This window comes from Streptosporangium sp. NPDC048886, assembly GCF_055586905.1.
The window spans coordinates 333,913-360,774 of record NZ_JBVJHH010000002.1 but is presented as its reverse complement, the minus strand read 5'-3'; the positions used below and the strand labels follow the sequence as shown (position 1 = coordinate 360,774).

Genomic DNA, 26,862 nt, shown 5'->3' with positions numbered 1-26,862 from the left:
GGTAACCGAGCTCGAAGATGAGGTGCAGGACATGCCGTACACCGTGCAAGGCGTGGTCGCGCGTGGCAAGGGTGAGCCCGTCTCCCTGGAGACGGTCCACGTGCCCGACCCCGGTCCCGGCGAGGCGGTGGTGACCGTTCAGGCCTGTGGCGTCTGCCACACGGACCTGCACTACCGCGAGGGCGGGATCAACGACGACTTCCCGTTCCTGCTCGGCCACGAGGCCGCCGGAGTGGTCGAGGCCGTCGGCGAGGGGGTCACCGACGTGGCCCCCGGCGACTACGTGATCCTGAACTGGCGGGCGGTCTGCGGCGACTGCCGCGCCTGCCGGCGTGGCCGTCCGTGGTACTGCTTCAACACCCACAACGCCACCCAGCGGATGACCCTGGCGGACGGCACGCCGCTCAGCCCGGCCCTGGGCATCGGCGCCTTCATCGAGAAGACCCTGGTGGCCGCCGGGCAGTGCACCAAGGTGAATCCGGCGGCGCCGGCGACGGTGGCGGGCCTGCTCGGCTGCGGCGTGATGGCGGGCATCGGCGCGGCCATCAACACCGGCGGTGTGACCCGCGGCGACAGCGTGGCCGTCATCGGCTGTGGCGGCGTCGGCGGCGCGGCGGTCCACGGCTCCTGGCTGGCGGGTGCCACGAAGATCATCGCGGTCGACGTGGACGACCGCAAGCTCGCCTGGGCCAAGGACTTCGGCGCCACGCACACGGTCAACTCCCGCACCACCGACGCGGTGGAGGCGATCAGGGAGATCACCGACGGCAACGGCGCGGACGTGGTGATCGAGGCGGTCGGCCGTCCGGAGACCTACAAGCAGGCCTTCTACGCCCGTGACCTGGCCGGGACCGTGGTCCTGGTGGGCGTGCCCACCCCCGAGATGACGGTGGAGCTGCCGCTGCTGGACGTCTTCGGCCGCGGCGGGGCGCTGAAGTCGTCCTGGTACGGCGACTGCCTGCCCAGCCGTGACTTCCCTATGCTCATCGACCTCTACCTCCAGGGGCGGCTGAACCTGGAGGGCTTCGTCTCCGAGACGGTCGGCCTCGGCGACGTGGAGGAGGCCTTCGCCAAGATGCAGCGCGGCGAGGTGCTCCGTTCGGTGGTGGTCCTGTGATCGACAAGATCGTCACTTCGGGCACGTTCTCGCTGGACGGCGGGACGTGGGAGGTCGACAACAACGTCTGGCTGGTCGGCTCCGACAGCGAGGTCGTCGTCATCGACGCGGCGCACGACGCCGACGCCATCGTCGGGAGGATCGGCGGCCGTGAGGTCACGGCGATCGTCTGCACCCACGGGCACAACGACCACATCAACGCCGCGGCCGATCTCGCCGCGCGGGTGGGCGCGCCGATCCTGCTCCACCCGGCCGACCAGGTGCTGTGGGAGATGGTCTACGGCGACATGCCGTACACACCGCTGAAGGACGGCCAGGTGCTCTCGGCGGGCGGCGTGGAGCTCACCGTGCTGCACACGCCCGGCCACGCGCCGGGCGCGGTCTGCCTGCACGCCCCCGGGGCCGGCGCGGTCTTCACCGGCGACACCCTGTTCCAGGGCGGCCCCGGCGCGACGGGCAGGTCCTTCTCCTCCTTCGAGACGATCATCGACTCGATCCGGAGGCGGCTGCTGACCCTGCCGGAGGACACCGTCGTGCACACCGGCCACGGCGACTCCACCACGATCGGCGCGGAGGCCCCGCATCTGCAGGAGTGGCTGGCCAGAGGTCACTGACGCCGCTGTCACGTCGCCCGGCCCCGGATGACCCGGCGGGGCCGGGCGGCGCGGCGCGGCGTGGTCGGTGACGTGGCGGGGGAGTACGCCCCATGTGTCTTACGTGGCGGGGGAGTGCGCCTTATGTGTCTCACAGCACATAGGCAAGCCTTACCGAATGAGCTACATTAGGTGTGCCTTACCTACTTCGCTCCACGAGAGGCCTGTCCCCCGCCATGTATGTATGTGTCTGTCGCGCGGTTACCGAGAACGAGGTGCATGACTGCATCGCGGGCGGTGCGAGGAGCGCGCGCCAGGTCCGCGACATCACCGGTGCCGGTGGCGACTGCGCTTCATGCGTGCGGAAGATCTGTGCGATCCTGAAGCGGTCTGAAGATCTGATGCCGACCGCATAGCACGAGGAGCCCGCCATGCAGGGCGACAAGAAAATCATCGAACTGCTCAACGAACAGCTCACGGCCGAGCTGACGGCCATCAACCAGTACTTCCTGCACGCCAAGATGCAGGAGAACTGGGGATACACCAGACTCGCGAAATACACCCGCGAAGAGTCCATCGACGAGATGCGCCACGCCGAGAAGCTGACGGACCGCATCCTTTTCCTCGAGGGTCTGCCCAACTACCAGAAGCTGGGCATCCTGCACATCGGCCAGACCGTCCAGGAGCAGCTCCGCGCAGACCTGAACATCGAGCTCGAGGTCGTGACCCGGCTGCGGCCCGCCATCATCCTGATGCGCGAGAAGGGCGACCACACCTCGGCCCGCCTCTTCGAGGAGATCCTCCAGGACGAGGAGCACCACATCGACTACCTGGAGACCGAGCTGGGGCTCATCGAGAGCCTCGGCGAGCAGCTCTATCTGGCCCGCTACGCCGAGCCGCCGTCGGCTTCCTGAGCCGATCGCCCGAACACGCCCGCCGCGTCCTTTACGGCTGGGCGTGTTCTGTTTTGTCGGGGAGGTCATTGGCGGTCCTGTCCTTTCCAGGCCCTTACGAGGCGGGAGCAGTACCGCGCGGCCCTGAACCGTTGCGGGACGACTATCCGGGATTTATCAGTGTTTGCCCAGGTCAATGGATAGGTCAATGACGAGTCAAACCGCGCGCTGTGCCCGGGAAACGATCCCCTAAGGTCCTACGATCGCAACATGACCTGTGTACTTCTCGCCGAGGATGACACCTCGATCTCCGAGCCATTGGCGCGTGCGCTACGCCGCGAGGGCTACCAAGTTGAGGTGAGCCCCGACGGCCCGCAGGCCCTGGAACGGGCTCTGTCGGGTGGCATCGACTTGATAGTTCTTGACCTGGGCCTGCCTGAGATGGACGGGCTCGAAGTGGCCAGGCGCATCCGCGCGGAGGGCCACGGCACGCCCGTGCTCATCCTCACGGCCCGGGTCGACGAGGTGGACACCGTGGTGGGCCTCGACGCCGGGGCCGACGACTACGTCACCAAACCGTTCCGCCTGGCGGAGCTCCTGGCCAGGGTCCGCGCCCTCCTGCGGCGCGGCACCTCCGAGACACCCGTGGTGCAGGGCGTGCGCATCGACGCCGACTCACGTCGCGCCTGGATGGGCGACAAGGAACTGCACCTGACGACCAAGGAATTCGACCTGCTGCGCGTCCTCGTCCGCGACGCCGGCAAGGTGGTGACCCGCGAGCAGATCATGCGCGAGGTGTGGGACACCAACTGGTGGGGTTCCACCAAGACCCTCGACATGCACATCTCGTGGCTGCGTCGCAAGCTGGGCGACGACGCCGCCAAGCCCCGTTACATCACGACGGTCCGAGGGGTCGGCTTCCGGTTCGAACGCGAGTAGGTGATGCGTCGTCGACTACTCTCCTCCACCTTGCTCGTCGCGGTCATCGGGGTGCTCCTGCTCGGCATCCCTCTGGGCGTGGCGGTCAACCGGCTGATCGAGGAAGAAGCGACCCAGGAACTCTCCTCCCAGGCCAAAAGCCTGCTGGGGGAGGTGGAGTATGCCCGCATCCAGGATCAGCCCATCGACCCCGAGCAGCTCAAGAGCAAATACCCTGACCGTTACATACAAATCTATGCAAAAGGGACACCTCCCCAGGTGATCACGGTGGGCGACGAGCCCCCCGAGAGCCACAAGATGACCCAGGACGCCCAGTCGGAGAACGGGGTGTACGTCGCGGTCAGCCGGGACAAGACGGAGGTGGAGCGCGAGGTCCGGGCGTGGCTGCTGCTCATCCTGGCGCTCGCCGCGGCGGCTCTCGCGGTGGCGGTGGGGCTCGCCATCGTGCAGTCACGCCGTCTGACGCTCCCGCTCAGCGACCTGGCGATGATCGCTGAGCGGCTCGGTTCCGGGGACGCGAGGCCGAGCAAGCACCGCTACGGCATCCAGGAGCTCGACCGGGTGGCCGAGGTGCTGGACCGCAGCGCGACCCGGATCTCCGACCTGCTGGCCAGGGAGCGGGAGTTCGCGACCGACGCCTCGCACCAGCTCCGCACCCCGCTCACCGGGTTGACCATGCGGCTGGAGGAGATCGTGGCCGCCGCGCACGAGCCCGGCGTCGTCAAGGAGGAGGGCGAGGCCGCCATCGTGCAGGCCGAGCGGCTCACCGCGGTGATCGACGAACTGCTGGCCGCGGCCCGGCGGCAGCGGCACGCCCAGGCCGAGGTCGTCGAGCTCGACGACCTGCTGGACCAGCAGTTCATCGAGTGGGGCCCGGCCTTCCGCAGGGTCGGGCGGCAGCTCAAGCTGTCCGGCACGCGCGGGCTTCAGGCGGTGGGCACCAGCGGCGGCATCAGCCAGGTGATCTCCACCCTCCTCGAGAACTCGCTGGAGCACGGCGACGGCACGGTGACGCTGACCACCAGCGACAAGGACAGGTCCATCGTGATCGAGATCGCCGACGAGGGGCAGGGCATCCCCGATGACCTCGCCCCCCGGGTCTTCGAGCGCAACGTGAGCGGGGCGGGCGGCACCGGGCTGGGGCTGACCCTCGCGCGGGCGCTGGCCGCCGCCGACGGCGGCCGCCTTGAGCTGGTACGGCCGCGCCCGGCGGCCTTCGCGCTGTTCCTGCGGCAGGTCGGCGACACCGGCAGGACCCGGGTGGTCAGCGGACCGGCGTGACCTGGCGGACCGGGGGACTCGGTGGACCGGCGTGGTCCGAGGGCCGGCGATCTGGCGGACCGGAGGACCTGGCGGACCGGCGCGGTCTGGAGGCCGACGGGACCTGGCGGCCGGTGCGGGCGGGCGGTCAGCGGGTCCGCGTGGGCTCGTTGGGGAGCTCCTTCGGCACGTCTTCGGTGGCCGAGAGGAAGACCCACTTCTTGTAGGACCAGAACCGGAACAGCGTCCCCAGGCCGATGCCGATCAGGTTGGCGACGTTGATGCTCAGCGGGTCGGTCAGCTCCAGGGTGTAGCGGGTGAAGCCGATGCACAGCAGCCCGATCAGCAGGGCGACCCCGTTGAGCAGGAAGAACAGGAAGTATTCCCGGGCGAGCCCGCTCTGCTCCCGGTGCCGGTAGGTCCAGTGGCGGTTGCCGAAGTAGGCGAAGGTGGTCGCGACCACCGTGGCGATCACCTTCGAGGTCAGGGTCCCCCAGTGCAGGCCGTACTGGAGCAGGTTGAAGCCGCCGGTGTCGACGACGAAGGCGATCGCTCCGATGGTCCCGAACTTCGACAGCTCGCGGACCAGGCCGGCGAACCGCTCGTAGGCACGTCGCAGAAACTGCACGTTTCCTGCACGGTCCTTTCCAGGGTTGGCTGTGGATCCGCCACTCGGGAGGACCTTGGACATTCTCCTGCCAGGCTACCGGTGTAGCCCCGCCTTCCGCCCGCCGTTGACCGGCTGTTGTGCATAGCAGTCAGCTAAGAATATTTCAACAAATACCACGCGTTAGCCGGATAAATCCGGGCATCTGACGTTACTCTGATCCGGTAGATCGCAGGGAGACTTCGGGGGGAGTCGATCCCCTGCGATCGGTCAGACGGATCGCCGCCCGCGACGGCCACGACCACGGGACCACTCCTTGCCCCGCCGCCTGCTCCTCCTGCTCCTCGGCCTGTGCATGACGGCCGGCTGCGGCGCGACGGCCGGCGGGGGGAGCACACCCCGTGAGGCGGGGCCGCCGCCCGAGGCATCCGCCCGCGCGGTCGAGCCCGCCGAGGCCGCCCGGGCCTTCGAGCTGCTGGACCGGCTCGACCGGGCCTGGCGAGAGCGGGACTGCCCGGCGATCGAGGAGCTCACCACCTGGGCGGAGAATACGCTGGGCGGCCGTGCCTGCGAGGCGACCCGGAACGGCCGCCCAGCTCCCGCCAGGAAGAGATACACCGACGCGGAGTTCTTCCTGCCGGCCACGGCCGGCGCCGACCGCTGGTTCGTCGCGCTGGCCCGCAGGCCCGTCCCGGCCTACTTCCTGTTCGTCCACGGGGGCGACGACTGGAGGCTCGCCGCCGGCCCCATCCCGGTGCGGGGCGAGCCGCGCGAGCCGGCCGGGGGCGCGGTGCCCGCCGACGATCCCGGCATCGGGGTCGAGGCGCGCCTGGCGCCGCAGCGCTATCTGACCTACCTGACCGACCCCGCCGGGGTGAGCGGGGTGACCTTCCCCAGGAAGGACGCCGCCAGGGAGCTGTTCGACGAGCTGGTCCAGCGGCCCCGGAAGGTACGGCCCGACCGGCTCGCCTCCGACGTCCGGCTGCTCGTCGGCCCGGAGCGGGCGCTGCTGCTGCCCGGCGGGGGCGCGCTCGTCATCCACGCCCTGGAGATCGAACACCGGCAGCGGGCCGGGCCGGGCCGTTCCTCGCTGAGGCACCCGATCTACGGCGAGGAGGTGTTGCGCGGGTTCACCGGGAAGGGCCGGGCCGCCGGGCTGACCGGCACCGAGATCGTGCTCCTGGCCACGGAGGTGAGCGGCGGAGCCAAGCTGTCCACCGTCGCCGCGCGCAGCTCCCTCGCCGACCTCACCACCGGCTGACCTCCGCCTTCCGGGGGGCCGGTAAACTCAACCGCCGTGAGCAGCCCTTCTTTGGCCGGTCCCATCGGACCCGTCGTCGGCATGATCGGAGCGGGCCAGCTGGCCCGCATGACCCAGCAGGCGGCCATCGCCCTCGGGGTGGAGCTGCGGGTGCTGGCCAACTCGCCGGACGAGAGCGCCGCCCGGGTGATCGCCGACGTGCGCCTGGGCGACTACCGCAACCTGGCGGACCTGCGCGACTTCGCCAAGGGGTGCGACGCGGTCACCTTCGACCACGAGCACGTGCCCACCGAGCACATCCGCGCGCTGGCCGCGGACGGCCCCGCCGTACATCCCGGTGCCGACGCGCTCGTGCACGCCCAGGACAAGGCCGTGATGCGCGAGCGGCTGACCGCGATCGGCGCCCCCTGCCCGCCCTGGCGGCGGATCGCCACGGCCGGCGACGTCGAGGAGTTCGCCGCGGAGAACGGCTGGCCGGTCGTGCTCAAGGCCGTGCGCGGCGGCTACGACGGGCGCGGCGTCTGGGTCTGCCGGTCCGCGGCGGACGCGGCGGAGGTCCTGGCGAGCGGGGTGCCGCTGATGGCCGAGGCGTTCGTGCCCTTCGAGCGGGAGCTGGCCGTCCTGGTCGCCCGGTCGCCGCACGGGCAGGGGGTCAGCTACCCGGTCGTGGAGACCGTCCAGCGCGACGGCATCTGCGTCGAGGTGCTCGCCCCCGCGCCGGGGCTCGACCCCGAGCAGGCCGCGGCAGCCCAGCGGATCGCCCTGACGATAGCCAACGAGCTGGGCGTCAGCGGGCTGCTGGCCGTGGAGATGTTCGCCACCGCCTCCGGGCTGGTGGTCAACGAGCTGGCCATGCGCCCCCACAACAGCGGGCACTGGACCATCGACGGCTCCCGCACCTCCCAGTTCGAGCAGCACCTGCGCGCCGTGCTCGACCTGCCGCTCGGCTCGCCCGCGCAGACCGCGCCGGTCGTGGTGATGGCCAACCTCCTGGGCGGCGACGACCCCGACATCTTCTCCCGCTACGAGCACGTGATGGCGCACGACCCGGGGATCAAGGTCCACTTCTACGGCAAGGAAGTACGGCCCGGCCGTAAGATCGGCCACGTCACCGCCCTGGGCACCGACCTGGAGGAGGTCCGGGCCCGGGCCCGGCACGCCGCCGTCTACCTCACCGAGGGCGTATACACGTGAGCGGGCGGATCCACCGGCACGACACCACTGCGGATGCGGCCCGTGCGCCGCGAGGCGAGGAGAAGGCATGACCACCGTCGGCATCGTCATGGGCAGCGACTCCGACTGGCCGGTGATGAGGCTCGCCGCCGAGGCGCTGGCCGAGTTCGGGGTCGCGTTCGAGGCGGACGTGGTCTCGGCGCACCGCATGCCCGAGGAGATGATCGCCTACGGCGCGCAGGCGGCCGGGCGCGGTCTGAAGGTGATCATCGCGGGGGCCGGGGGAGCCGCTCACCTGCCCGGCATGCTCGCCTCGGTGACCCCGCTGCCGGTGATCGGCGTCCCCGTGCCGCTGAAGTATCTCGACGGCATGGACTCCCTGCTGTCGATCGTCCAGATGCCCGCCGGGGTCCCGGTCGCGACCGTCGCCGTCGGCGGCGCCCGCAACGCGGGCCTGCTGGCCGTACGCATCCTCGCCGCCGCCGACGAGAACCTGCGGACCCGGATGGAGGAGTTCCAGGTGTCCCTCAAGGAGCAGGCCCACGCCAAGGGCGCCAGGCTCCGCGCCGAGGCCGCCGGTCTCGGCGCCTGAACCGCCCGGCCGCGGGCCCGGTTGCGCGGCGCCGCGGTCACCGGTCGGGCGCCTCGGCGGCATGGCCCCGGAGCGGGAAACGGCGCTGCCGTCCACCTCGCTCCCTCGTGATCCCGTCCGGCCGTCCTGCTCCGGGCGGGGGCGCGGCGCGGCACACCGGGGATAGACGCCCCTTCCCGGGGAAGGGATGAACCTCCGAAGTCTTGGAGGTCGAGAATCATGAGGAATGCGATACGCGCCGTCCTCGGGCTCACCGTGGCCGTGCTGGCCGTCTTCGCGAGCGTGGGAGCGGGCGACGAGCACCCGCCCGCCAAGCCGGGCGTGAGCTCAGGGGGGTCCCGCTAGGTCCACTGCCGCCGGCACGCCGCCCGGTGCGGGCGGCATGAGACCCGCAGAGCGGCGGTCTTCGTCGCCGCGGACACCCGGGGCCGTCCACACACCATGTCCGTGGGGTCCGTTGCCGGGGATCGCGGCGCGGGTGAACGCCCCCGCCGTGCGTCGGTAATCCCGGCGAGGCCCTTCAGCCGCCCTACCGGATCTTCCGGCCCCGATGGGGACGGCGCCGGGTGGCCGGGCCGTACAGCAGGGGCGCACGGCATGGCCCGTACGGCATGCGCGCACGGCGCCGGAGCCCGCGCGGCGCGGGCCTGTGTGGCGGATGAGGCCCGTATGGCACCGGGGTCCGCACGGCACGCGCGTGCACGCCGTACGGAACCCCGGTCAACATGCGCTCCCATGACGCGCGGAGCGCGCGGCTGAGGCGCCGAGCCCACGGTGGAGAGGCCCGGTGAAAGGACGGGTGGACCGCCGGCCCGTCCCGGTCAGGGGCGGCCGAGGGCGCGGTAGTGCCAGCCCGAGGCGCGCCAGGTCTCGGCGTCGAGGGCGTTGCGGCCATCGACGATCTTGCGGGCGGCGACGACGGCGCCGAGCGCCTCCGGGTCGAGCTCGACGAACTCCTGCCACTCGGTCAGCAGCAGTACCACGTGGGCGTCCCGGGCGGCCTCCAGGGCGGAGTCGCCGTAGGAGAGCTCGGGATGGGCCCGACGGGCGTTCTCCTGGGCGACGGGGTCGTAGACGGTGACCCGGCCGCCCTGCTCGCTGATCTTGACGGCGACGTCGAGGGCGGGCGAGTCGCGGATGTCGTCGGAGTTGGGCTTGAAGGCGGCGCCGAGCACGGCGACCGTGCACCCGCGGAAGGAGCCGCCGGCCAGCTCGCGGGCCAGGTCGACCATGCGGGCCCGGCGGCGCATGTTGATCGCGTCCACCTCGCGCAGGAAGGTGAGCGCCTGGTCGGCGCCCAGCTCCCCGGCGCGGGCCATGAAGGCGCGGATGTCCTTGGGCAGGCAGCCGCCGCCGAAGCCCAGGCCCGGGTTGAGGAACTTGCCGCCGATGCGGTCGTCGAAGGAGAGCGCCAGCGACAACTGCTTGACATCGGCGTGCGAGGCCTCGCAGACCTCGGCCATCGCGTTGATGAATGAGATCTTGGTGGCCAGGAAGGCGTTGGCGGCGACCTTGACCAGCTCGGCGGTCGGGTAGTCGGTGATCACGATCGGGGTGCCCTGCTCCAGCATGGGGGCGTACACCTCGCGCATGATCTTCTCGGCCCTGTCGGAGGCCACACCCAGCACGATCCGGTCGGGGTGCAGGGTGTCCTTCACGGCGAAGCCCTCGCGGAGGAACTCGGGGTTCCAGGCCAGCTCGGCGCCCGGGCCGATGGGGGCCAGCCGGGCCAGCTTGTCGGCCAGGCGCTGGGCGGTGCCCACGGGGACGGTGGACTTGCCCAGGACCAGGCACTCGCGTTTCAGGTGGGGGGCCAGCGACTCGATCGCGGTGTCCAGGTAGGAGACGTCGGCTCCGTACTCGCCGGGTTTCTGCGGGGTGCCGAGGCAGAGGAAGTGCACGTCGCCGAAGGCGGCGGCCTCCTCGTAGGAGGTGGTGAAGCGCAGTCGCCCGTTGGCGAGGTTGCGCCTGAGGACCTCTTGCAGGCCGGGCTCGTAGATGGGCAGATCCCCGGCCTGCAACCGGGCGATCTTCTCCGCGTCGACGTCGACGCCGAGGACTTCGAAGCCCAGCTCCGCCATGCACGCGGACGTCGTCGCACCCAGGTATCCGGTTCCCACCATCGTCAGGCGGTAGGCCACAGGTGTTCCTTTCGGTTCTGCCCGATTATGTGCCGTCAGAGTATCGGTATCCCTCCCGCCGCTCGCCACCTGCACAAACGGGTAGGGACACATATCACATGCGATGGATCGGTCCAGACTTTGTTGGACGTCCTACTATTTGCCCATGAGCTTCCCTCTCTACGCGCTGCCCGAAGAGCACGAGATGCTCCGGGAGACCGTCCGCGCCCTTGCCGACGAGAAGATCGCCCCTCGCGCCGCCGAGGCCGACGAGACGGGGGAGTTCCCCTGGGATGTCTACAAGGCGCTCGTCGCCGCCGACCTGCACGCCGTGCACGTCCCGGAGGAGTACGGCGGGGCGGGGGCCGACGCCCTCGCCACCGTCATCGTCATCGAGGAGGTGGCGCGGGCCTGCGCGTCGTCCTCGCTGATCCCGGCGGTCAACAAGCTGGGGACCGTCCCGCTGCTGCTGTCGGCGTCCGAGGAGGTCAAGCAGCGCTACCTCGCGCCGGTCGCCCGGGGTGAGGCGATGTTCTCCTACGCCCTGTCCGAGGCCGAGGCGGGCAGCGACGCCGCCGCGATGAAGACCCGCGCCGTGGCCGACGGCGATCACTACGTGCTCAACGGCGCCAAGATGTGGATCACCAATGCCGGGGTGTCGGAGTACTACACGGTGATGGCCGTGACCGAGCCCGGAGCCGGGGCCAGGGGCATCTCCGCGTTCGTCGTGGAGAAGGGCGACGAGGGCGTCAGCTTCGGCCCCAAGGAGCGCAAGCTCGGCATCAAGGGCTCGCCGACCCGCCAGGTCATCCTGGAGGACGTGCGCATCCCCGCCTCGCGGATGATCGGCGAGCCGGGCACCGGTTTCAAGACCGCCCTGGCCACCCTGGACCACACGCGCATCACGATCGCCGCCCAGGCGCTCGGCATCGCCCAGGGCGCGCTGGACTACGCGGTCGGCTACGTCAAGGAGCGCAAGCAGTTCGGCAAGGCCATCGCCGACTTCCAGGGAGTCCAGTTCATGGTCGCCGACATGGCGATGAAGCTGGAGGCCGCCCGGCAGCTCACCTACGCCGCGGCCGCCAAGTCCGAGCTGGCCATGCACGGCGAGCCGCAGAAGGACCTCACGTTCTTCTCCAGCGCCGCCAAGTGCGCCGCCTCCGACGCCGCCATGGAGATCACCACCGACGCCGTCCAGCTCCTCGGCGGCTACGGCTACACCAGCGACTACCCGGTGGAGCGCATGATGCGCGACGCCAAGATCACCCAGATCTACGAGGGCACCAACCAGATCCAGCGCATGGTCATGGCCCGCCAGCTCCTGAAGTAGGGCTTGGGCCGGGGAAGCCCTGTTCGGCGACGGAGAACCGCCCGGCTGTGGAAGCCGGGCGGTGATCTTTCGAGTATCCGGAACCGGCGCGGGCGTACCTGCTGGTGTACGGCGTGATCGAGCCGGGCACGGAGATCCCCTCCCTCCTCGGACACGCGCCGGTCCCCTCCTGAGGCGGCCGCCGACCTGGCTGATCGACAGCCGTTTCTCACCGCGGAGGATCATCAGGTCGTTCGACCGCGGGTGCAAGCTGTCACCCGGCATCGAGGACCGTTTCCGGCCTGTATTGCCCGCTACCGTGGTGGCCCGGCCCTCGGGGCGTGTGGTGTGCGAGGTGTCCACCCAGGCCATGGAGCGATACGAGTGCCCCTTCGCGCGATCTGGAGATCGTCCGCCGCGGGTGAAAACCAGGTGACATCTCGCATCATCTGCCAGAAGGTTGGGCGCGGTCGATGAGTTTTGTCGGTGGTGCAGGTCAGTCTTTGCATGCCCACAACTTCTTGTGAGACCCAAGGCTGGGACGCCAGCCATGAACACGTCATGCCCGACTGCCCTGATTGAGGTGCCGTGCCCAGCCCACAGCTCGACTCACCCGCCAAAACCGCGACCGTCGTTCCGGGTCGCACCCCGGCCGTGATCCGGCTGCTGGTGCTCGCCACGTTCGTGGTCATCCTCAACGAGACGATCATGATCAATGCGATCCCGAGCCTCATGGGCGCGCTGCACATCACAGAGCAGACCGCGCAGTGGCTCTCGACCGCCTTCATGCTGACCATGGCCGCTGTCATCCCGATCACCGGGTGGTTCCTGCAGCGGGTGTCCACCCGTCGCGCGTACACCACCGCGATGGGTCTATTCCTGCTCGGCACGGCGTTGGCCGCCGTCGCGCCGTCGTTCGAGGTGCTGCTGGGCGCCCGCATCATCCAGGCGTCCGGGACGGCCGTGATGATGCCACTGCTGATGACCACGCTGATGCAGGTGGTGCCCGAGTCGGACCGGGGCCGGGTGATGGGCAACGTCACCCTGGCCATCTCGGTCGCGCCCGCGATGGGCCCGACGGTATCGGGACTGATCCTGCAATTCGGATCCTGGCGGCTGCTGTTCGCCGTGGTGCTCCCCATCGCCGCCGTGATCACATGGCGTGGCCTGAAGCAACTCAAGAACGTCGGAGAGCCCCGGTTCAGCACCATCGACTGGTTGAGCGTGGTGACCGCCGCCGCAGGCTTCGGCGGCCTGGTCTACGGGCTCAGCCGGTTCGAGGGCGGTGACGTCCGCGTGGCCACCGCGTTCGTGGCGGCCGGCCTGATCGCCATCGCCGTCTTCGTCGCCCGCCAGCTGCGGTTGCAGAAGCGCGGCGTGCCGCTGATGGACCTGCGTACCCTGCGCCACCGCACCTACACGGTCGCGCTGATCCTGATGTCGGTGTCCTTCATGGCGATGCTCGGCTCGATGATCTTGCTGCCGCTGTACCTGCAGAACGTCCGCGCGCTCAGCCCCTTGCAGACCGGCCTCCTCGTGATGCCGGGCGGCCTCGCGATGGGGCTGCTCGGTCCGACCGTCGGCCGCCTGTTCGACCGGTTCGGCGGCCGGGTCCTGGTCATCCCCGGCGCGATCGGAATCATGCTCGCGCTCGCCGGCTTCACCCAGGTCACGATGACCATGCCGTTCTGGCAGCTCCTCGGTCTGCACGCGCTGTTGATGGTGAGCCTGGCCGCGACCTTCACCCCGGTGTTCACCCTCGGGCTCGGAGCGGTTCCGCCCGCGCTCTACTCCCATGGCAGCTCGATCCTGAGCACGCTGCAGCAGGTCTCCGCGGCGATCGGCACCGCACTCGTGGTCACCGTGATGAGCGCGCGAGCCGATTCCCTGAGATCCGCAGGGGTCACGGAGGCGCTCGCCAACCTCGACGGCATGCGGCTGGCCTTCATCATCGGCGCGGTGCTGTCCGTGGCTGTGGTTGTCACCGCCCTGCTCCTACCGGGCCGAGCGGGCAACGCCGGCGAGTTCGAGGGACCCGGCCGATGAAACCGGCGTGACGGCGGTCAAGGAGGACGCCGTTCACATATCGGAGATCACCCAGATCTCCGAGGGCACCAACCAGATCCAGCGCATGGTCTGGCCCGCCGGCTCCTGAAACAGGGCTTGAGCCGGCGAAGCGCTGTTCGGCGACGGAGAACCGCCCGGCTGTGGAAGCCGGGCGGTGATCTCAGGAACCACCCTGTCCCGTCGCTGTTCCGTCAGAGACGGGACAAGGGCTGCCGTCCGACGTGATCGAGTCGGGCACGGAGATCTTCTCCCTTCTCCGAGACAGTGATCTCGAACCGGAGGAGTATCTCAACGCCTTCTTCGACACGGGACGTGAGCGACAGGAGCAGATCTCGTAGGACCTGTCAGCAGGGCACTGGCTCATGGGCATGGGACGCGAGGTGTTCGGGCGGGTGGCGGGGTGCCCGACGGCTTCCCGGCGTGATGGAGGGCGGGACCACCGTTTCGACGGCCGGCGCACCAGCGAGATCACCGGTAAGGGTCATGATTCTCCGGGGATCAGGTGATCCCGTGGCGGCGGGTGGCGCAGGCATGGGTTAATGCGTGACACCGGGCCTGGCGTGCCGTCCCCCGGGGCTCTGGAGTGACGGCACACCGGGAGGCGGAGACGGGGCCGGAACCACGGTGGGCCGCCGCCACGGCGAGGCGGCGCCACGGGGCCGGCGAGATCCACCGGACCGGCGTGTCCCGGCGGCCGGATCTCACGTGGAACGGGCACGCGCGGAGCGCAGCACGAGAACGGAGTCACCCTGTGGCCAAGGTAGTCGCCGACATGTCGATGTCGCTGGACGGCTTCGTCGCCGACCCCTCCGACGGGGTGGAGCACCTGTTCGGGTGGTACGGCAACGGCGAGGTCACCGTACCGACCGCCGACCCCCGCTGGACCTTCCGCACCTCCGAGGCGAGCGCGGGCCGCCTGCGCGAGGGGCTCGCCAACATCGGTGCGCTGATCTGCGGCCGGCGCCTGTTCGACTACTCCCGGGGCTGGGGCGGCAACCACCCCATGGGCGTGCCCGTGTTCGTGGTCAGCCACAGCGTCCCGGACGGCTGGCCACGCGAGGGCGCGCCCTTCACGTTCGTCGGCGACGGGATCGAGAGCGCGCTGGCGCAGGCGCGGGCCGTCGCGGGCGAGAAGATGGTCGGTGTCGCCACCGCCACCCTCACCCAGCAGTATCTCAACGCGGGGCTGCTGGATGAGATCTGGGTGAACCTGGTGCCCGTCCTGCTCGGCAGGGGCATCCGGTTCTTCGACAACCTGGCGAGCGCGCCCATCGAGCTGGAGGGGCCGACCGTCGTCGAGGGCAGCCGGGTCACCCACCTCTGCTACCGCGTCCGCAGGTAGCGGGCCGCGCCACCCACTCTCACAGTCGCCCCCCTCGTGCGCGGGACGGGCCGGCCCGAGAGGTCAGGCGGCGGCGTCGAGGGCCTCGCGCAGGCTCCCGCACGTCTCGAAGTGCCGGTTGAGATTGGTGATCGTCAACAGATGGGTGATCATTCCGGGGCTCACCACCAGGATGAGACGGCCGTGGGTGTCCTTGATCCTGGTGAGCGCGCCCACCAGGATGCCCAGTCCCACCGAGTCGCAGAACGGCACTTCGGTCAGGTCCATCACCAGGCACGGGTGACCGGGGGTCTCCAGGGCTCGGTCCACCTCCGCGCGGAGCCTGGGGGCGACCGCCATGTCGAGCTCGCCCGCCGCCCGCACCACCACGCAGGGACCGTTGTTCCAACTCTGAACATCGAATGCCGGCATCACGATCATCACCTCCGTGGGGGCTTACTGCCCTGGTGGGAGGCTTTTATGCGCACAGCTCATTTTTGCGGTCGTTCCGGGTGATGCCCCCGGCTCATTTCTTGCAGATGTTCTGGGTGGCGGTCCTGGCCGTGGGGGCGGGGGTGGCGGAGGGGGTCGCGGACGGCTTGACGGCATCGTCGACGGTGACCTTCTTGGCCCCCGGATACTTCCGGCCGACGATCACCTCGATCCGGTCGCCGAGGTTCTCCACCAGGCGCGTCTCCGCGCCGGACAGCGCGGCGGCCAGGGTCCGCGCCGAGTCTTCGCGGCCCGGGCCATATCGGATGACCGTCTTGTCGTGGTCCCTGTCCTTGGTGTCGCCGGCCTCCTCGGGGACCAGGAACCCGGCTTTCAGCAGGTCCGTCCGGGTCCGCGCGCCGAGGCCGGTGATCGGGGTGCCGTTGAGCACCTTGACCGCGATCCGCGAGGGCGGCACGGTCAGCGCGGTGGCCGAGGGGGACGGCGTCGCGCTCGGCGTCGCGGCCGGGCTCGCCGTGGACTCGGCGGGCTTGGCGGGCTTGGCGGGCTTGACGAGCGGCTCGTCGGCGGCGATCCGGCGGAACAGGTCTTTGGCCGCGTCCTTGTCCCAGAGCACGGCGGACTCGTTGGTCGGCGTCCTGTAGTCGACGTCGGCGAGCGGGACCGTGGCGAAGGCCACGTCGTCGGTGGAGACGTCCTTGAGCTGGTTGGCCAGGCCGAGCAGGTCCTTGCGGAGGGCGTCGTCCACCCGGAGCGTGCCGAGGGCGGTGTCGACGAAGGAGGCGAGCCTGACCGGGTTGGTGAGCGTGTCGCCGCTGAGCGCCTGGTGCAGCATGGCGGAGATCACCTGCTGCTGGCGGTCGATGCGGTCGAGGTCGGAGCGGGCGGTGGCCCGGGTGCGGGCGTAGGCGAGGGCCTTGACGCCGTCGAGGGAGTAGGTGCCCGGCTGGAGCGTGAGCGCGGTCTTCGGGTCGTTGATCGCGACCGGGGTGCACACCGAGACGCCCCCCAGCGCGTCGACCACCTCGATGAAGCCGAGCACGTTGACCTCGACGTAGTGGTGGATGGTCAGCCCGGTGGCGTTCTGCACGGTCCGCACGGCGAGCTTCGGGCCGCCGAGCTGGTAGGCGGCGTTGATCTTGTGGTCGCCCTTGCCGGGGATCGTCGTCCAGGTGTCGCGGGGGAGGCTGACCACGGTCGCCCTGGTGTGGTCCTCCGAAAGATGGAGCACCATCATGGTGTCGGTCCGCTCGCCGCTCTCGCGGCCGAGTTTGAGCTGGTTCTGCTTCTGCCGGGAGAGGTTGTCGCGCCGGTCCACGCCGACCACCAGGATGTTCATCGCACCGGTGGACTGCGAGCCGGGCACCCCCGCGTCGACCGCCTCGATCTTCCGCTCGGCGTAGTTCGTCAGCGCCCACGTCACCCCGGAGCTGCTCAGGACCAGACACGAGAGCGCGCCGGCGACGAACAGGCCGCGGCGCCGGGAGCGGGCTCCCCGCACGGACCTGCGCTCACGCCGCGGATTGACCCGGACGGTGCCGTAGGCGTCACCGCCCACCTGCACACCCGAGTCGTCCTCTTCCGGGTCGCGCATGCGTGGCCCCCTAGGCTCGGCTGGGTCGATGAGGTACCCGTCCGTACAGTAGCGTGAGCGACGCCATGAAGCAGTTCCCCGACTCGCCCGCGCCGGCGTCGTCTCCCGAGACACGTGTCTGGCCCCCCATCTCCATCGTCATCCCGGTGCTGAACGAGGAGCGCCATCTGCGGGAGGCGGTGCGCCAGGTCCTCGCGCAGCGATACGCGGGACCGATCGAGGTCGTGCTCGCCATCGGCCCCTCCAAGGACCGGACCCAGGAGGTCGCCGACGCGATCGCGGCCGAGGACCCCCGGGTGACCGTGGTCCCGAACCCGACCGGACGCACCCCCAACGCCCTCAACGCCGCCATCGGCGCCTCCCGCAGCGGGATCATCGCCCGCGTGGACGGCCACGCCATGCTCCCGGAGGACTATCTCCAGGTCGCGGTCGAGACGCTTGAGGAGACCGGCGCCGACAACGTCGGCGGCGTCATGGCCGCCGAGGGCGTCACACCGTTCGAGAAGGCCGTGGCCCGGGCCATGACCTCCAAGATCGGCGTCGGCGGGGCCCGGTTCCACACCGGCGGCACCGCGGGCCCGGCCGACACGGTCTACCTCGGCGTCTTCCGCCGTGAGGCGCTGGACCGGGTCGGCGGCTACGACGAGCACTTCCAGCGGGCGCAGGACTGGGAGATGAACCACCGCATCCGCGAGACCGGCGGCCTGGTCTGGTTCCAGCCCCGGATGCGCGTCTCCTACCGGCCCAGGCCCACGGTCAAGGCCCTCGCCAAGCAATACTTCCACTACGGCCGCTGGCGGAGGGTCGTCGCCCGCACCCACGAGGGCACGATCAACCTGCGCTACCTGGCGCCCCCGGCGGCGGTGCTGGCCATTCTCGCCGGTCTGGTCGTCTCCCCGTTCTTCTGGCCGGGCCTGCTGGTCCCCGGCGCCTACCTGGCGGCGATCCTGGCCGGCTCGGCGGTGACCGGCAGCGGCCTGCCCGCCGCCTCGCTCCTCCGGCTGCCCCTGGCCTACGTCACCATGCACATGTCATGGGGCTGGGGCTTCCTGACGAGTCCGAAGAGCCTGAGCAGGCCCGTGAGGACGCGGGGCTGATCCGCGCGGGCGGAGACGGCCTCAGCCGTCTCCGCCGCCGTGCACGGCGCGGCCGTAGGCGCCGTTCACCGCCCCGTTGAAGCGGGCCATGGCGTCCGGGCCCGAACCGAGCAGATAGGTCTTCAGCGCGCGCCTGGCGGCCGCCAGGGCGTCCTCCTCGGCGTGCTCCAGGCCCGCCAGGACGGCGGGCAGCTCACTCAGGCCCTCGGTGAGCAGATAGCCGGCCTCCGCGCTGGGATACCGCTCGCGGAAGGTCCGCTCCGGCAGCCCCGCCACGTTGGTCACCATGTACGGCTTGCCGCTGGCGATGAAGTCCGCCACCACGCTGGAGATGTCGGCGATCATCAGGTCGGCCTGGTTGAAGCATTCGTAGAGGGGCGGCCGGGGCCCGGTGACGGCCTGGTGCCTGATCGGCTCGGCGCGGGCCGTGCCGGCGGGGTGGCGGGCGATCGACCGCGACAGCTCCGCCCTCTCCAGGATCGCGAGGATCTCCCGGTGGGCGCGGTCGGCGGCGGGGTTGCGGTGGCCGGTCAGCGGATGCGGCTTGTAGATCACCCGGAGCGCGGGGGAGCGGGCGAGCAGGGCCCGGACGATCGCCGGCCCCATCGTGACGATCGAGGTGTGGAACAGGTCGTCGGTCCACCCCTCCCAGGTGGGGGCGTAGAGCACGGTACGGTACGGCAGGCCGGGCCCGGCGGTGCGGACGCCGGTGAGCTGCGGGCGGCCCACCTCGTGGATGTCCTCGTCGCGCACGCCCACCCGGGCGCGGAGGTAGCGGTCGCGCCCGGCCCGCCCGGCCACCCAGACCTCGTCGTAGACCTTGGTGAACGGGTTGAACGACGCCTCCTTGTCGCTGTCCCCGTGACCCACGAAGACGCTGCGCATCCCCTGGATGCGCAGCATGTGGATGTTCTTGCCGACGTTGGACGGATACAGGCACACCCGGGCCGAACCGAGCGCCCGGAAGCTCATCAGGTCGGCCGCCGACGGGATGCAGACCACCGGCAGCGAGGTCTCTCCCAGCGTCCGGAGCATCCCCCGCTCCCGCAGGACCACCACGACCCGCCGGTCGATCCGCTCCAGCGGGCGCAGCCACATGCTGACCTGGTAGGCGGAGTCGTTCGGCCCGGAGAAGTAGAGGATCACCTCCGGCCGGTATCGGGCCAGGCGCCTGCCGGCCGCCTTCAGCACGGCGCGCCGGTTGCGCAGCGGCCGGACCCGGCGCAGGTGGGGCAGGACGCCGAGCACGCCCGCGCCCCCGAGGCCCAGCGCGAGCGCCGCCCCGGCCGCGCCCAGGCGGTCGGTGCCGAGGACCGCGCCCAGGGCGGCGCCCCCGACGGGGAGCGCGTCGAGGTAGAGCGTCCGCATGCTCCGGTGGCCGACCAGGATGTCGGCCGGGGGCGCCGGGATCTCCGGCACGCCGTCGATGTTGCGGGTCAGCACCGGCAGCTGGCTGAGGACGCGGGTGTAGGCGATCGCCAGCCCGGTCTGCAGGGCCCGTACGCCGTGCAGGGCGGTCAGCCCCAGGACCAGGGCCGCCAACCAGGGCGAGTCGGTGCCCGCCGTACGCGCGACCAGGAGGACCACGGCCATCTCGCGGAAGGCGAACCGCAGTGTGAGGCCCAGGTGCACCCTGTTCAGCAGGTCCGTCAGGCGGCGGGCCCGCCGCCTGACGGCGATCTCGGTCGCGTACGACAGCGCGCACAGCGCCAGGAACGGCCACGGCAGGGGCCACAGGGCGGTGACGACGAGCGGTGGGTACGGGCCGAGTACGGCGGCGCACGCCATCAGGGCGCGAGGATCACGCTTCATCTTCCGACGCTAACCCGAGTGGTGGTGTTTGCCCTGGTAGACGCGCTGTGTCAGGTTCCGTCGAGGCGGACGTCGATCACGTGCCCGGTGAGGTCGGAGATGAGCACGTCCATGGAGGTCTGCGCCACGGCGCGCGGCGAGAGCAGGGTGTGCGCCGGTTCCTCACCGAAGGCCCGGATCCGCATCGGGGTGCTGGTCCGTTCCGGGTTGACGCAGTTGACCCGGACGCCGTACTCGGCCCACTCGTCGGCGAGGGCCTGGGTCAGGTTCACCACGGCGGCCTTCGTCGAGGAGTAGAGGCTGTAGTCGGCCCGGCCCCGCGTGTAGGAGGAGGAGGTGTACAGCAGCAGGTGGCCCCGGGTGTCGCGGAGGTGGCCGATGGCGGCCCTGGCGATGTTGACGGGGCCGAGGTAGTTCACGCCCACGGTCTCGGCGATCGTGGCGTCGTTGACCTCGCCGAGCTTGCCCATGTGCAGCACGCCGGCGGTGTTGACCACGTAGTCGATCCTGCCGGTCTCCTTGGCCGCGTGGTCGAGCGCGTCGCTCACCGCCTGGGCGTCCTCCACGCGCACCCCGTTCAGCGACCGGGAGAAGGAGAAGACCTCGGCGCCGTGGCGCCGGGCCAGGTCGACCACGTCGGCGCCGATGCCGTAGCTGCCGCCGAAGACCACCATGGTCCTGCCCTCCATGGCCTCCCGGTAGGCGTAGGCGGAGCGCTCCGGGGCGCTGCCCGCGGCCAGCTGGAAGAGCTTGTCGGCGATGAACACGTCGACCGGGTGGGTGACCTTCATGTTGTGCTCGCTGCCCGGCACGACGTAGATCGGCACGTCGGGCAGGTAGCGCAGCACCACGCCGCAGTCGTCGGTGGGCGGCTGCCGGTCGAAGCCGGGGTCGGCGAAGGCCCGCTCGTAGGCCTCGCGGATCACCGAGAGCCGGAAGCACTGCGGCGTCTGGCCGCGCCGCAGCCTGGAGCGGTCCGGGATGTCACGGACGATCTCCCCGCGCGGCCCCGGGGCGGCCACCAGGATCGTGTCGGAGCTCGGGATCGCCACGTCGACGGCCGAGTAGGTCTTCAGGGCCTCCACGCACTCGGTGATGATCCGCGGTTCCAGCAGCGGCCGCACGGCGTCGTGCAGGAGCACGTCGCACTCCTGCGCGCCCAGGGCCCGCAGCGCCCGCCAGGTGGTCTCGGGACGGCTCGCGCCGCCCTCCAGGACCTTGCTGACCTTCCCGAAGCCGTTGCGGGCGACGATCCGCTCCACCTCGTCGGTGAAGCCCGGGGTCATCATGACGATGATCTCGTCGACCTCCGGCGCGCCGTTGAACAGGGCGAGGGTGTGCTCCAGGATCGTCTTCCCGGCGATTTTGACGAGCTGCTTGGGAGTGTTGAGACCGACGCGCTGGCCGACTCCGCCGGCAAGGACGACCCCGACGGTGCGGAGACGTGGTTCGAGAGCGGCCAAGTTCTGCTTCCTTCGACGGGGCTGGATACGGCGAGCGTAATGGGTGCGTACCCGATCGCAGGTCGCGCTCCCGTGCTATCCAGTCAAGATCTCGCTACGCTAAGTGCGCACTCCCCGATTCGTACGGTGACCCCGTCGGATACGAAGGAGCCCGGTTTGCATGATCCTCACGTCCCCGCGCCCCCCGGCCTCTCCCAGACGGCCGCCGTGGTGCTCGCCACCACGGAGGCGGCGGCCCTGCGCTGCGCCGACGGCACGCTGCTCGACCGGCTGACCGGCCAGCTCGCCCGGCTGCCGGTGGGGGACGTGCACGTGGTCGGCCGCTCCAGCGGCGTCATCCACGCCCCCGGCGGCACCTACATGATCGGCTCGGAGGGCTCGCGAGGGCTCGCCGACGACCTGCGCAGGGTCGCGGAGGTGGCCCGCGGGGCCGCCGGCCCGGTGGCCGTGGTCGCGGGCGACCTGGTGGCCCACACCGAGGCGCTGGCCATGCTCCTGGAGCACCCCGCGCGTGACACGGGCGCGCTGGTGGCCACCGGCGGCGAGGGCCCCGGGCCGCTGCGCCCGCCGGTCCGGGTCGAGGGCGGCCGGGTGGTCGCCGCGGGCACCTCCTTCCACGGCGTCGCCGACGCCGGCGGCACCTTCAGGGGCGTGCTCCAGGTGGGCGTGGCCGATCTCGCCGGCCTCGCCGAGACCGCGCGGACGCTGGCCGAGCTGGCCGAGGCCGGCGGGTTCGGCCCGATGGGGGGCGGCGAGGTCGGCGACCTCCTCCTGGTCGGCCTGGTCCGCTCCGGCGTCCCGGTGCGCGCCCGCGACGTCGGGGCGCTGCACTGCGACCGGGTGGCCGGGCAGGCGGCCGCCGACTCGGCCGTGCGGCGGCTGGAGGAGGTGGACGAGGACACCGCCCGGCTGGAGGCCGCGGTCAAGTCCGGCGACGGCTTCTTCACCACCCACTTCGTGAGCTCCTGGTCCACGCACCTGGTCAAGGCGGCGGCCGACCTGCACCTGACGCCGAACGCGGTCACCGGGATCTCCGTCGGCCTGGCCCTGCTCGCCGCGGTCTGGTTCACCGCGGGCACCCGCGAGGGGCAGATCGCCGGGGCCGTCCTCCTCTACCTGTCGTTCGTGCTCGACTGCGTCGACGGCCAGCTCGCCCGCTACACCCGCGCGTTCTCCCCGCTCGGCGCGTGGCTGGACGCCACCTTCGACCGGGTCAAGGAGTACGCCGTCTACGTGGGCCTCGCCATCGGCTACGCGACGGGGCTGGACGACTCCCACGGCGGCCCGCACGGCATCTGGGCGCTGGCGGTCTCGGCGATGATCCTGCAGATGCTCCGTCACATGATCGACTTCTCCTACGCGGGGGCCCGCGCCGACGCCGACCGGTTGAGGCCGGCCCCCGCCGGGACGGCCGCGGAGCTGACCGTCCCGGCCGACGCGTCCATGCGGCCGGCCTCGCGGCCGGCGGCGCTGGAGCGCAAGACCGAGGTCGCCGACGGGATAGCCGCCGCCGAGCGATACCTGCGGGAGCGGCGGGAGCCCGCGGCCGGCCGGGGGAACGTGGTCGTGAGGCTCTCGCGCCGCCTGGAGCGGAGCGCTCCCACCCGCTGGCTGAAGAAGATCATCGTGCTCCCCATCGGGGAGCGGATGGCGCTGATCGCGGTGACCGCCGCGGTGTTCAACGCCCGGGTGACCTTCGTCGCGCTGCTGGCCTGGGGCGGCGTCGCCGCCCTCTACACGCTCGCCGGCCGGGTCGGCAGGTCCCTCAGCCGATGACCGGACACGTGGGCGCCGCGACCGGCGCGGTGCGAGGCGGATCGGGAGGCGGGGTCCGGCGGGCCTCGCGCGGAGCGAGCGAGGAGACGGGTACGCCCATGGTTTCGGTCCACATGACACCGGTGCCGCACAGCACCGTGACGGCCTACCGGGACGACGGGGCGCTGTCACGGGCGATGGGCACGCTGGTGGCCGGGCAGCTCCCGCCGCTGCCGCCCGCGCTCGTCGGGATGTTCGTGACCGGGGTGCTGCTGATGGTGGGCGTGGCCGGCGCCGACGGACTGGCGGTCTTCGCCCCGGCGGTGGCGCTGCTGCTGGCCGGTCCCGGCAGCTCCCACCCGCACGACGGCAGGCTCGACTGGCTGGTCCCGCCGATCCTGCGCCTGACCGAATACGGGTTCGTGGCCTCGGTCGGGTTCGCGCACGACGTGCCGCCGTGGCTGATCTTCCTGCTGCTCGGCGCGATGGCCTTCCACCACTACGACGTGGTCTACCGGGTGCGCCAGCGGGTCTACCCGCCGCCCTGGCTGGCCACCGCCGGCCTGGGCTGGGACGGCCGCATGCTGCTGATCGCGCTGGGCGCCCTCGCCGGGCAGGTCACGCTGGTCTTCGCGCTGCTCGCGCTCTACCTGTGGGGGTTCTTCGGGTGGGAGAGCGTCACCTGCTGGGCGGTCGCGCCGCGCTCGGGGGTGGACGCCGACGATCTGGGCGCTCACGATTGAGAACGCCTGGCAAACCCCGGATTACACGATCAGGGCCCAAAGCCAACTAACCTTTGGGGCCAGGAGTGCCCGCCGAGGGGCTCACTTGGATGAGGAGTGCACGTTGCTGGGAATGGTGCTGGCCGCCGGGGCCGGACGACGCCTGCGGCCGTACACGGACACGCTGCCCAAGGCGCTGGTGCCGGTCGACGGCGAGACCACGATCATGGACATCTCGCTGCGGAACCTCGCGGCGGCGGACCTCCGTGACGTCGTGGTCGTCGTCGGCTACCAGGCGCAGGCCGTACACGAGCGGAAGGCCGAGCTGGAGCGGCGGCACGGTGTGAAGCTCACCCTCGTGCACAACGACAAGGCCGAGGAGTGGAACAACGCCTACTCCCTGTGGTGCGCGCGCGACTACTTCGACCAGGGCGTGCTGCTGGTCAACGGCGACACCGTGCACCCGGTCTCCGTGGAGCACACGCTGCTGTCGGCGCCGGCCACCAGCGACATCCTGCTCGCGGTCGACGACGTCAAGAAGCTCGCCGACGAGGAGATGAAGGTCACCCTCGACGGCGACGGCCACCTCAAGCTGATCACCAAGCTGATGGACCCGGCCGACGCCGCCGGCGAATACATCGGCGCGACGCTGATCCGCCCGGGCATCGGCGAGCGCCTCGCCGACGCCCTGCAGGCCACCTTCGAGCGCGACCCGCAGCTCTACTACGAGGACGGCTACCAGGAGCTGGTCGCCCGCGGTGAGAAGATCGCGGTCGCCCCGATCGGTGAGGTCTCGTGGGTCGAGGTCGACAACCACGACGACCTCGCGAAGGCGCGGGAGATCGCGTGCCGATACTAGCCAGGATGCTGCCCGCCCCGCTGACCATGGAGGTTCGGCGGGGCGCGATCGCCCAGCTCGGCTCACTGCTGGCCGACAGCCGGGTGGCGACCTCCGGGCGGGTGGCGGTGGCGGTGGGCGCGGGCCAGGGCGACCGGATCGCCTCGGTGATCGCCCCCTCGCTCGGCGAGGCCCAGGTCTTCCGGGTGGCCGACGGCTCGGTGGACGCGGCGGTCTCGCTCGGCGCCGACCTGCGCAAGGGCGCCTACGAGGCCCTTGTCGGGATCGGCGGCGGCAAGACCATCGACGCGACCAAATACGCCGCCTCGCTCGCCGGCATCCCCATGGTGGCGGTGGCGACCAACCTGTCGCACGACGGGATCTGCTCGCCGGTGGCGTCGCTGACGCACGACGGCGGCAAGGGCTCCTTCGGCGTGCCCATGCCGCTGGCCATCATGGTGGATCTCGACTTCGTCCACGACGCGCCCCCGTCGCTGGTCCGCTCCGGGGTCGGCGACGTGGTGAGCAACCTGTCGGCGATCGAGGACTGGCAGCTCGGCAACGCCGAGCGCGGCGAGCCGATCGACGGCGTGGCCTGCGCGATGGCCCGCACCGCGGCGGAGGCGGTGATCGGCAGGAGCGACTCGATCGAGTCCGACGCCTTCCTGACCGTGCTGGCCGAGGCGCTCATCCTCTCGGGGATGTCGATGGTGATCGCCGGGTCGTCCCGTCCCTCCAGTGGCGGAGACCATGAGATCCTTCATGCCGTGGATCAGCTTTTTCCCGGCACCTCCAACCACGGCGAGCTCGCCGGGGTAGGGGCCGCCTTCTGCTTCTTCCTCCGCGAGGACGCGCGGAGGCTGGACCAGGTCGTCGACTGCCTGCGCACGCACGAGCTGCCGGTCACCCCCGTCGACCTGGGCCTGAGCGCCGACCAGTTCACCCAGGCGGTCATGCTGGCGCCGTCGACCCGTCCGGGGCGCTACACGATCCTGGAGCACCTGCGCCTGTCGGAGCCGGAGATTCGGGAGCGGGTGGAGGACTATGTCCGGGCCGTCGGTCGCTGAGTTCCGTGCGGTGGCCCAGCCGCACTCGACCATGGACCGCAACAGCGGCGAGCACTGGGCCGGCGCGCTCTACATGCGCAAGCTGTCGATCTACGTCACCTGGTTCCTGGCCAAGACGCCGATCACCCCCAACCAGACCACCTGGCTGATGATCCTGTCCGGGCTGCTGGCCGGCGTGGTCCTCGCGCTGCCCGGTCTGTGGGCCGCGGTCGGCGCCGCCCTGCTGATCCAGCTCTACCTGCTGCTCGACTGCTCCGACGGCGAGCTGGCGCGGTGGACCAAGCGGACCTCCATCACCGGCGTCTACCTGGACCGGGTCGGCCACTACTTCGCCGAGGCCGCCCTGCTCATCGGGCTGGGCTTCCGGGCGTCGCAGACCCTCCCCGACTGGTACACCGTGATGGGCTTCGCCGCCGCGCTCGGCGCCATCCTGATCAAGGCGGAGACCGACCTGGTCGACGTGGCCCGCGCCAGGTCCGGCCTGGTCGCGGCCACCGAGAGCTCGGCCGAGCAGTTCCGGTCGCGGGGCCTGGGCCTGGCCCGCAAGGCCGCCGCCGCCCTGAAGTTCCACCGGCTCGTCCAGGCCGTCGAGCTGTCCCTCATCGTGGTGGTCGCCGCGGTGTGGGACCTGCTCAGCGGCGGCCTGGCCGCCACCCGGGTGCTCATGGTGGCCTGCGTCGTGGTCGCCGTGCTGCAGATGGCGCTGCACCTGGTCAGCATCCTGGCCTCCAGGCGGCTTTCATGAGGAACCGGACAGCGTCCCGGTACGTCGTAGGTGCGGACACCCCGCTGTTTGGTGGGTGTTCGCC

General features: G+C 71.0%; 25 protein-coding genes. 19 read left to right on the top strand and 6 right to left on the bottom strand.

Features of this window, described 5'->3' with window-relative positions; all coding sequences use genetic code 11:
- Positions 1-31 precede the first annotated feature (31 nt).
- From ACZ6R6_RS03825 to ACZ6R6_RS03800, 6 genes are all read left to right on the top strand, one after another.
- Positions 32-1,117, top strand: coding sequence for an S-(hydroxymethyl)mycothiol dehydrogenase (locus ACZ6R6_RS03825; RefSeq protein ID WP_306859204.1), 1,086 nt, complete (start codon positions 32-34; stop codon positions 1,115-1,117).
- Positions 1,114-1,731, top strand: coding sequence for an MBL fold metallo-hydrolase (locus tag ACZ6R6_RS03820; RefSeq protein ID WP_470089940.1), 618 nt, complete (start codon positions 1,114-1,116; stop codon positions 1,729-1,731). The genes ACZ6R6_RS03825 and ACZ6R6_RS03820 overlap by 4 nt, the downstream gene beginning before the upstream one ends.
- Before the next feature lie 215 nt (positions 1,732-1,946).
- On the top strand, positions 1,947-2,126 hold the full coding sequence (locus ACZ6R6_RS03815; RefSeq protein WP_470089938.1) for a (2Fe-2S)-binding protein: 180 nt from the start codon (positions 1,947-1,949) through the stop codon (positions 2,124-2,126).
- 15 nt (positions 2,127-2,141) lie between these two features.
- Complete coding sequence (gene bfr, locus ACZ6R6_RS03810) at positions 2,142-2,624, top strand: bacterioferritin (protein WP_470089937.1); 483 nt, start codon at positions 2,142-2,144, stop codon at positions 2,622-2,624.
- A 249-nt stretch (positions 2,625-2,873) separates the two neighbouring features.
- Entirely contained in the window at positions 2,874-3,542 is a 669-nt protein-coding gene (locus tag ACZ6R6_RS03805; RefSeq protein WP_012888073.1) for a response regulator transcription factor, read from the top strand.
- A 3-nt stretch (positions 3,543-3,545) separates the two neighbouring features.
- Complete coding sequence (locus tag ACZ6R6_RS03800) at positions 3,546-4,823, top strand: ATP-binding protein (protein WP_470089935.1); 1,278 nt, start codon at positions 3,546-3,548, stop codon at positions 4,821-4,823.
- A gap of 127 nt (positions 4,824-4,950) precedes the next feature.
- Here ACZ6R6_RS03800 and ACZ6R6_RS03795 read toward each other — a convergent pair whose 3' ends face one another.
- Positions 4,951-5,430, bottom strand: coding sequence for a GtrA family protein (locus tag ACZ6R6_RS03795; protein ID WP_470089933.1), 480 nt, complete (start codon positions 5,428-5,430; stop codon positions 4,951-4,953).
- A gap of 295 nt (positions 5,431-5,725) precedes the next feature.
- Between ACZ6R6_RS03795 and ACZ6R6_RS03790 the strand changes: the two genes are divergently transcribed.
- The 4 genes from ACZ6R6_RS03790 to ACZ6R6_RS03775 all read left to right on the top strand — a co-directional run bounded on the left by ACZ6R6_RS03790 (position 5,726) and on the right by ACZ6R6_RS03775 (position 8,780).
- Entirely contained in the window at positions 5,726-6,670 is a 945-nt protein-coding gene (locus ACZ6R6_RS03790) for a hypothetical protein (RefSeq protein ID WP_470089931.1), read from the top strand.
- 36 nt (positions 6,671-6,706) lie between these two features.
- Positions 6,707-7,864 (top strand): 5-(carboxyamino)imidazole ribonucleotide synthase, encoded by a 1,158-nt coding sequence (locus tag ACZ6R6_RS03785; RefSeq protein WP_470089929.1) that lies wholly within the window; start codon positions 6,707-6,709, stop codon positions 7,862-7,864.
- Positions 7,865-7,931: 67 nt separating this feature from the next.
- Positions 7,932-8,435 (top strand): 5-(carboxyamino)imidazole ribonucleotide mutase, encoded by a 504-nt coding sequence (purE, locus tag ACZ6R6_RS03780; protein WP_470089928.1) that lies wholly within the window; start codon positions 7,932-7,934, stop codon positions 8,433-8,435.
- Positions 8,436-8,654: 219 nt separating this feature from the next.
- Entirely contained in the window at positions 8,655-8,780 is a 126-nt protein-coding gene (locus tag ACZ6R6_RS03775) for a hypothetical protein (RefSeq protein WP_470089926.1), read from the top strand.
- 476 nt (positions 8,781-9,256) lie between these two features.
- Here the strand turns inward: ACZ6R6_RS03775 and ACZ6R6_RS03770 are convergent, their stop codons facing one another.
- Entirely contained in the window at positions 9,257-10,576 is a 1,320-nt protein-coding gene (locus ACZ6R6_RS03770) for a UDP-glucose dehydrogenase family protein (protein WP_470089924.1), read from the bottom strand.
- A 145-nt stretch (positions 10,577-10,721) separates the two neighbouring features.
- Here ACZ6R6_RS03770 and ACZ6R6_RS03765 point away from each other — a divergent pair, with 145 nt between their 5' ends.
- The 3 genes from ACZ6R6_RS03765 (at position 10,722) to ACZ6R6_RS03755 (ending at position 15,273) form a co-directional block, all read left to right on the top strand.
- Positions 10,722-11,885 carry an acyl-CoA dehydrogenase family protein gene (locus ACZ6R6_RS03765; RefSeq protein ID WP_306859163.1) on the top strand — a complete coding sequence of 388 codons (1,164 nt, stop codon included), beginning with the start codon at positions 10,722-10,724 and terminating at the stop codon, positions 11,883-11,885.
- Positions 11,886-12,452: 567 nt separating this feature from the next.
- Positions 12,453-13,910: an MDR family MFS transporter gene (locus ACZ6R6_RS03760; RefSeq protein ID WP_470089922.1), complete on the top strand. Its 1,458-nt coding sequence runs from the start codon at positions 12,453-12,455 to the stop codon at positions 13,908-13,910.
- A gap of 772 nt (positions 13,911-14,682) precedes the next feature.
- Positions 14,683-15,273: a dihydrofolate reductase family protein gene (locus tag ACZ6R6_RS03755; RefSeq protein WP_470089920.1), complete on the top strand. Its 591-nt coding sequence runs from the start codon at positions 14,683-14,685 to the stop codon at positions 15,271-15,273.
- Between the two features lie 63 nt (positions 15,274-15,336).
- Here ACZ6R6_RS03755 and ACZ6R6_RS03750 read toward each other — a convergent pair whose 3' ends face one another.
- Together ACZ6R6_RS03750 and ACZ6R6_RS03745 are read right to left on the bottom strand one after the other, a co-directional pair.
- A complete protein-coding gene (locus tag ACZ6R6_RS03750) occupies positions 15,337-15,684 on the bottom strand; it encodes an STAS domain-containing protein (RefSeq protein WP_306859136.1) in 348 nt (115 codons plus the stop codon).
- A gap of 94 nt (positions 15,685-15,778) precedes the next feature.
- The gene (locus ACZ6R6_RS03745; protein WP_470089918.1) at positions 15,779-17,299 is read right to left on the bottom strand and encodes an LCP family protein; all 1,521 of its coding nucleotides are present in this window, start codon (positions 17,297-17,299) and stop codon (positions 15,779-15,781) included.
- A gap of 65 nt (positions 17,300-17,364) precedes the next feature.
- Here ACZ6R6_RS03745 and ACZ6R6_RS03740 point away from each other — a divergent pair, with 65 nt between their 5' ends.
- Complete coding sequence (locus ACZ6R6_RS03740) at positions 17,365-18,396, top strand: glycosyltransferase family 2 protein (protein ID WP_470089990.1); 1,032 nt, start codon at positions 17,365-17,367, stop codon at positions 18,394-18,396.
- A 21-nt stretch (positions 18,397-18,417) separates the two neighbouring features.
- Here the strand turns inward: ACZ6R6_RS03740 and ACZ6R6_RS03735 are convergent, their stop codons facing one another.
- Together ACZ6R6_RS03735 and ACZ6R6_RS03730 are read right to left on the bottom strand one after the other, a co-directional pair.
- The gene (locus tag ACZ6R6_RS03735; RefSeq protein WP_470089916.1) at positions 18,418-20,208 is read right to left on the bottom strand and encodes a CDP-glycerol glycerophosphotransferase family protein; all 1,791 of its coding nucleotides are present in this window, start codon (positions 20,206-20,208) and stop codon (positions 18,418-18,420) included.
- Positions 20,209-20,258: 50 nt separating this feature from the next.
- Positions 20,259-21,671, bottom strand: coding sequence for a bifunctional cytidylyltransferase/SDR family oxidoreductase (locus tag ACZ6R6_RS03730; RefSeq protein WP_306859130.1), 1,413 nt, complete (start codon positions 21,669-21,671; stop codon positions 20,259-20,261).
- Between the two features lie 156 nt (positions 21,672-21,827).
- Here ACZ6R6_RS03730 and ACZ6R6_RS03725 point away from each other — a divergent pair, with 156 nt between their 5' ends.
- From ACZ6R6_RS03725 to ACZ6R6_RS03705, 5 genes are all read left to right on the top strand, one after another.
- Complete coding sequence (locus tag ACZ6R6_RS03725; protein WP_470089914.1) at positions 21,828-23,447, top strand: CDP-alcohol phosphatidyltransferase family protein; 1,620 nt, start codon at positions 21,828-21,830, stop codon at positions 23,445-23,447.
- A gap of 98 nt (positions 23,448-23,545) precedes the next feature.
- The gene (locus ACZ6R6_RS03720; protein ID WP_470089912.1) at positions 23,546-24,169 is read left to right on the top strand and encodes a DUF5941 domain-containing protein; all 624 of its coding nucleotides are present in this window, start codon (positions 23,546-23,548) and stop codon (positions 24,167-24,169) included.
- Between the two features lie 103 nt (positions 24,170-24,272).
- Entirely contained in the window at positions 24,273-25,007 is a 735-nt protein-coding gene (locus ACZ6R6_RS03715) for a phosphocholine cytidylyltransferase family protein (RefSeq protein WP_470089910.1), read from the top strand.
- Positions 25,008-25,012: 5 nt separating this feature from the next.
- Entirely contained in the window at positions 25,013-26,053 is a 1,041-nt protein-coding gene (locus ACZ6R6_RS03710) for an iron-containing alcohol dehydrogenase family protein (RefSeq protein WP_470089988.1), read from the top strand.
- Positions 26,031-26,798, top strand: a complete 768-nt coding sequence (locus ACZ6R6_RS03705; protein WP_470089908.1) for a CDP-alcohol phosphatidyltransferase family protein — start codon at positions 26,031-26,033, stop codon at positions 26,796-26,798. Before ACZ6R6_RS03710 ends, ACZ6R6_RS03705 begins: the two co-directional genes overlap by 23 nt.
- Positions 26,799-26,862: the final 64 nt, after the last annotated feature.

Excerpts from the sequence above, each read along its gene's own strand:
- ACZ6R6_RS03825 (WP_306859204.1), top strand. The coding sequence starts at position 32 with ATGCCGTACACCGTGCAAGGCGTGGTCGCGCGTGGCAAGGGTGAGCCC.
- ACZ6R6_RS03815 (WP_470089938.1), top strand. The coding sequence starts at position 1,947 with ATGTATGTATGTGTCTGTCGCGCGGTTACCGAGAACGAGGTGCATGAC.
- bfr (WP_470089937.1), top strand. The coding sequence starts at position 2,142 with ATGCAGGGCGACAAGAAAATCATCGAACTGCTCAACGAACAGCTCACG.
- ACZ6R6_RS03805 (WP_012888073.1), top strand. The coding sequence starts at position 2,874 with ATGACCTGTGTACTTCTCGCCGAGGATGACACCTCGATCTCCGAGCCA.
- ACZ6R6_RS03800 (WP_470089935.1), top strand. The coding sequence starts at position 3,546 with ATGCGTCGTCGACTACTCTCCTCCACCTTGCTCGTCGCGGTCATCGGG.
- purE (WP_470089928.1), top strand. The coding sequence starts at position 7,932 with ATGACCACCGTCGGCATCGTCATGGGCAGCGACTCCGACTGGCCGGTG.
- ACZ6R6_RS03775 (WP_470089926.1), top strand. The coding sequence starts at position 8,655 with ATGAGGAATGCGATACGCGCCGTCCTCGGGCTCACCGTGGCCGTGCTG.
- ACZ6R6_RS03765 (WP_306859163.1), top strand. The coding sequence starts at position 10,722 with ATGAGCTTCCCTCTCTACGCGCTGCCCGAAGAGCACGAGATGCTCCGG.
- ACZ6R6_RS03750 (WP_306859136.1), bottom strand. The coding sequence starts at position 15,684 with ATGCCGGCATTCGATGTTCAGAGTTGGAACAACGGTCCCTGCGTGGTG.
- ACZ6R6_RS03745 (WP_470089918.1), bottom strand. The coding sequence starts at position 17,299 with ATGCGCGACCCGGAAGAGGACGACTCGGGTGTGCAGGTGGGCGGTGAC.
- ACZ6R6_RS03740 (WP_470089990.1), top strand. The coding sequence starts at position 17,365 with ATGAAGCAGTTCCCCGACTCGCCCGCGCCGGCGTCGTCTCCCGAGACA.
- ACZ6R6_RS03735 (WP_470089916.1), bottom strand. The coding sequence starts at position 20,208 with ATGAAGCGTGATCCTCGCGCCCTGATGGCGTGCGCCGCCGTACTCGGC.
- ACZ6R6_RS03720 (WP_470089912.1), top strand. The coding sequence starts at position 23,546 with ATGGTTTCGGTCCACATGACACCGGTGCCGCACAGCACCGTGACGGCC.
- ACZ6R6_RS03710 (WP_470089988.1), top strand. The coding sequence starts at position 25,013 with ATGCTGCCCGCCCCGCTGACCATGGAGGTTCGGCGGGGCGCGATCGCC.
- ACZ6R6_RS03705 (WP_470089908.1), top strand. The coding sequence starts at position 26,031 with ATGTCCGGGCCGTCGGTCGCTGAGTTCCGTGCGGTGGCCCAGCCGCAC.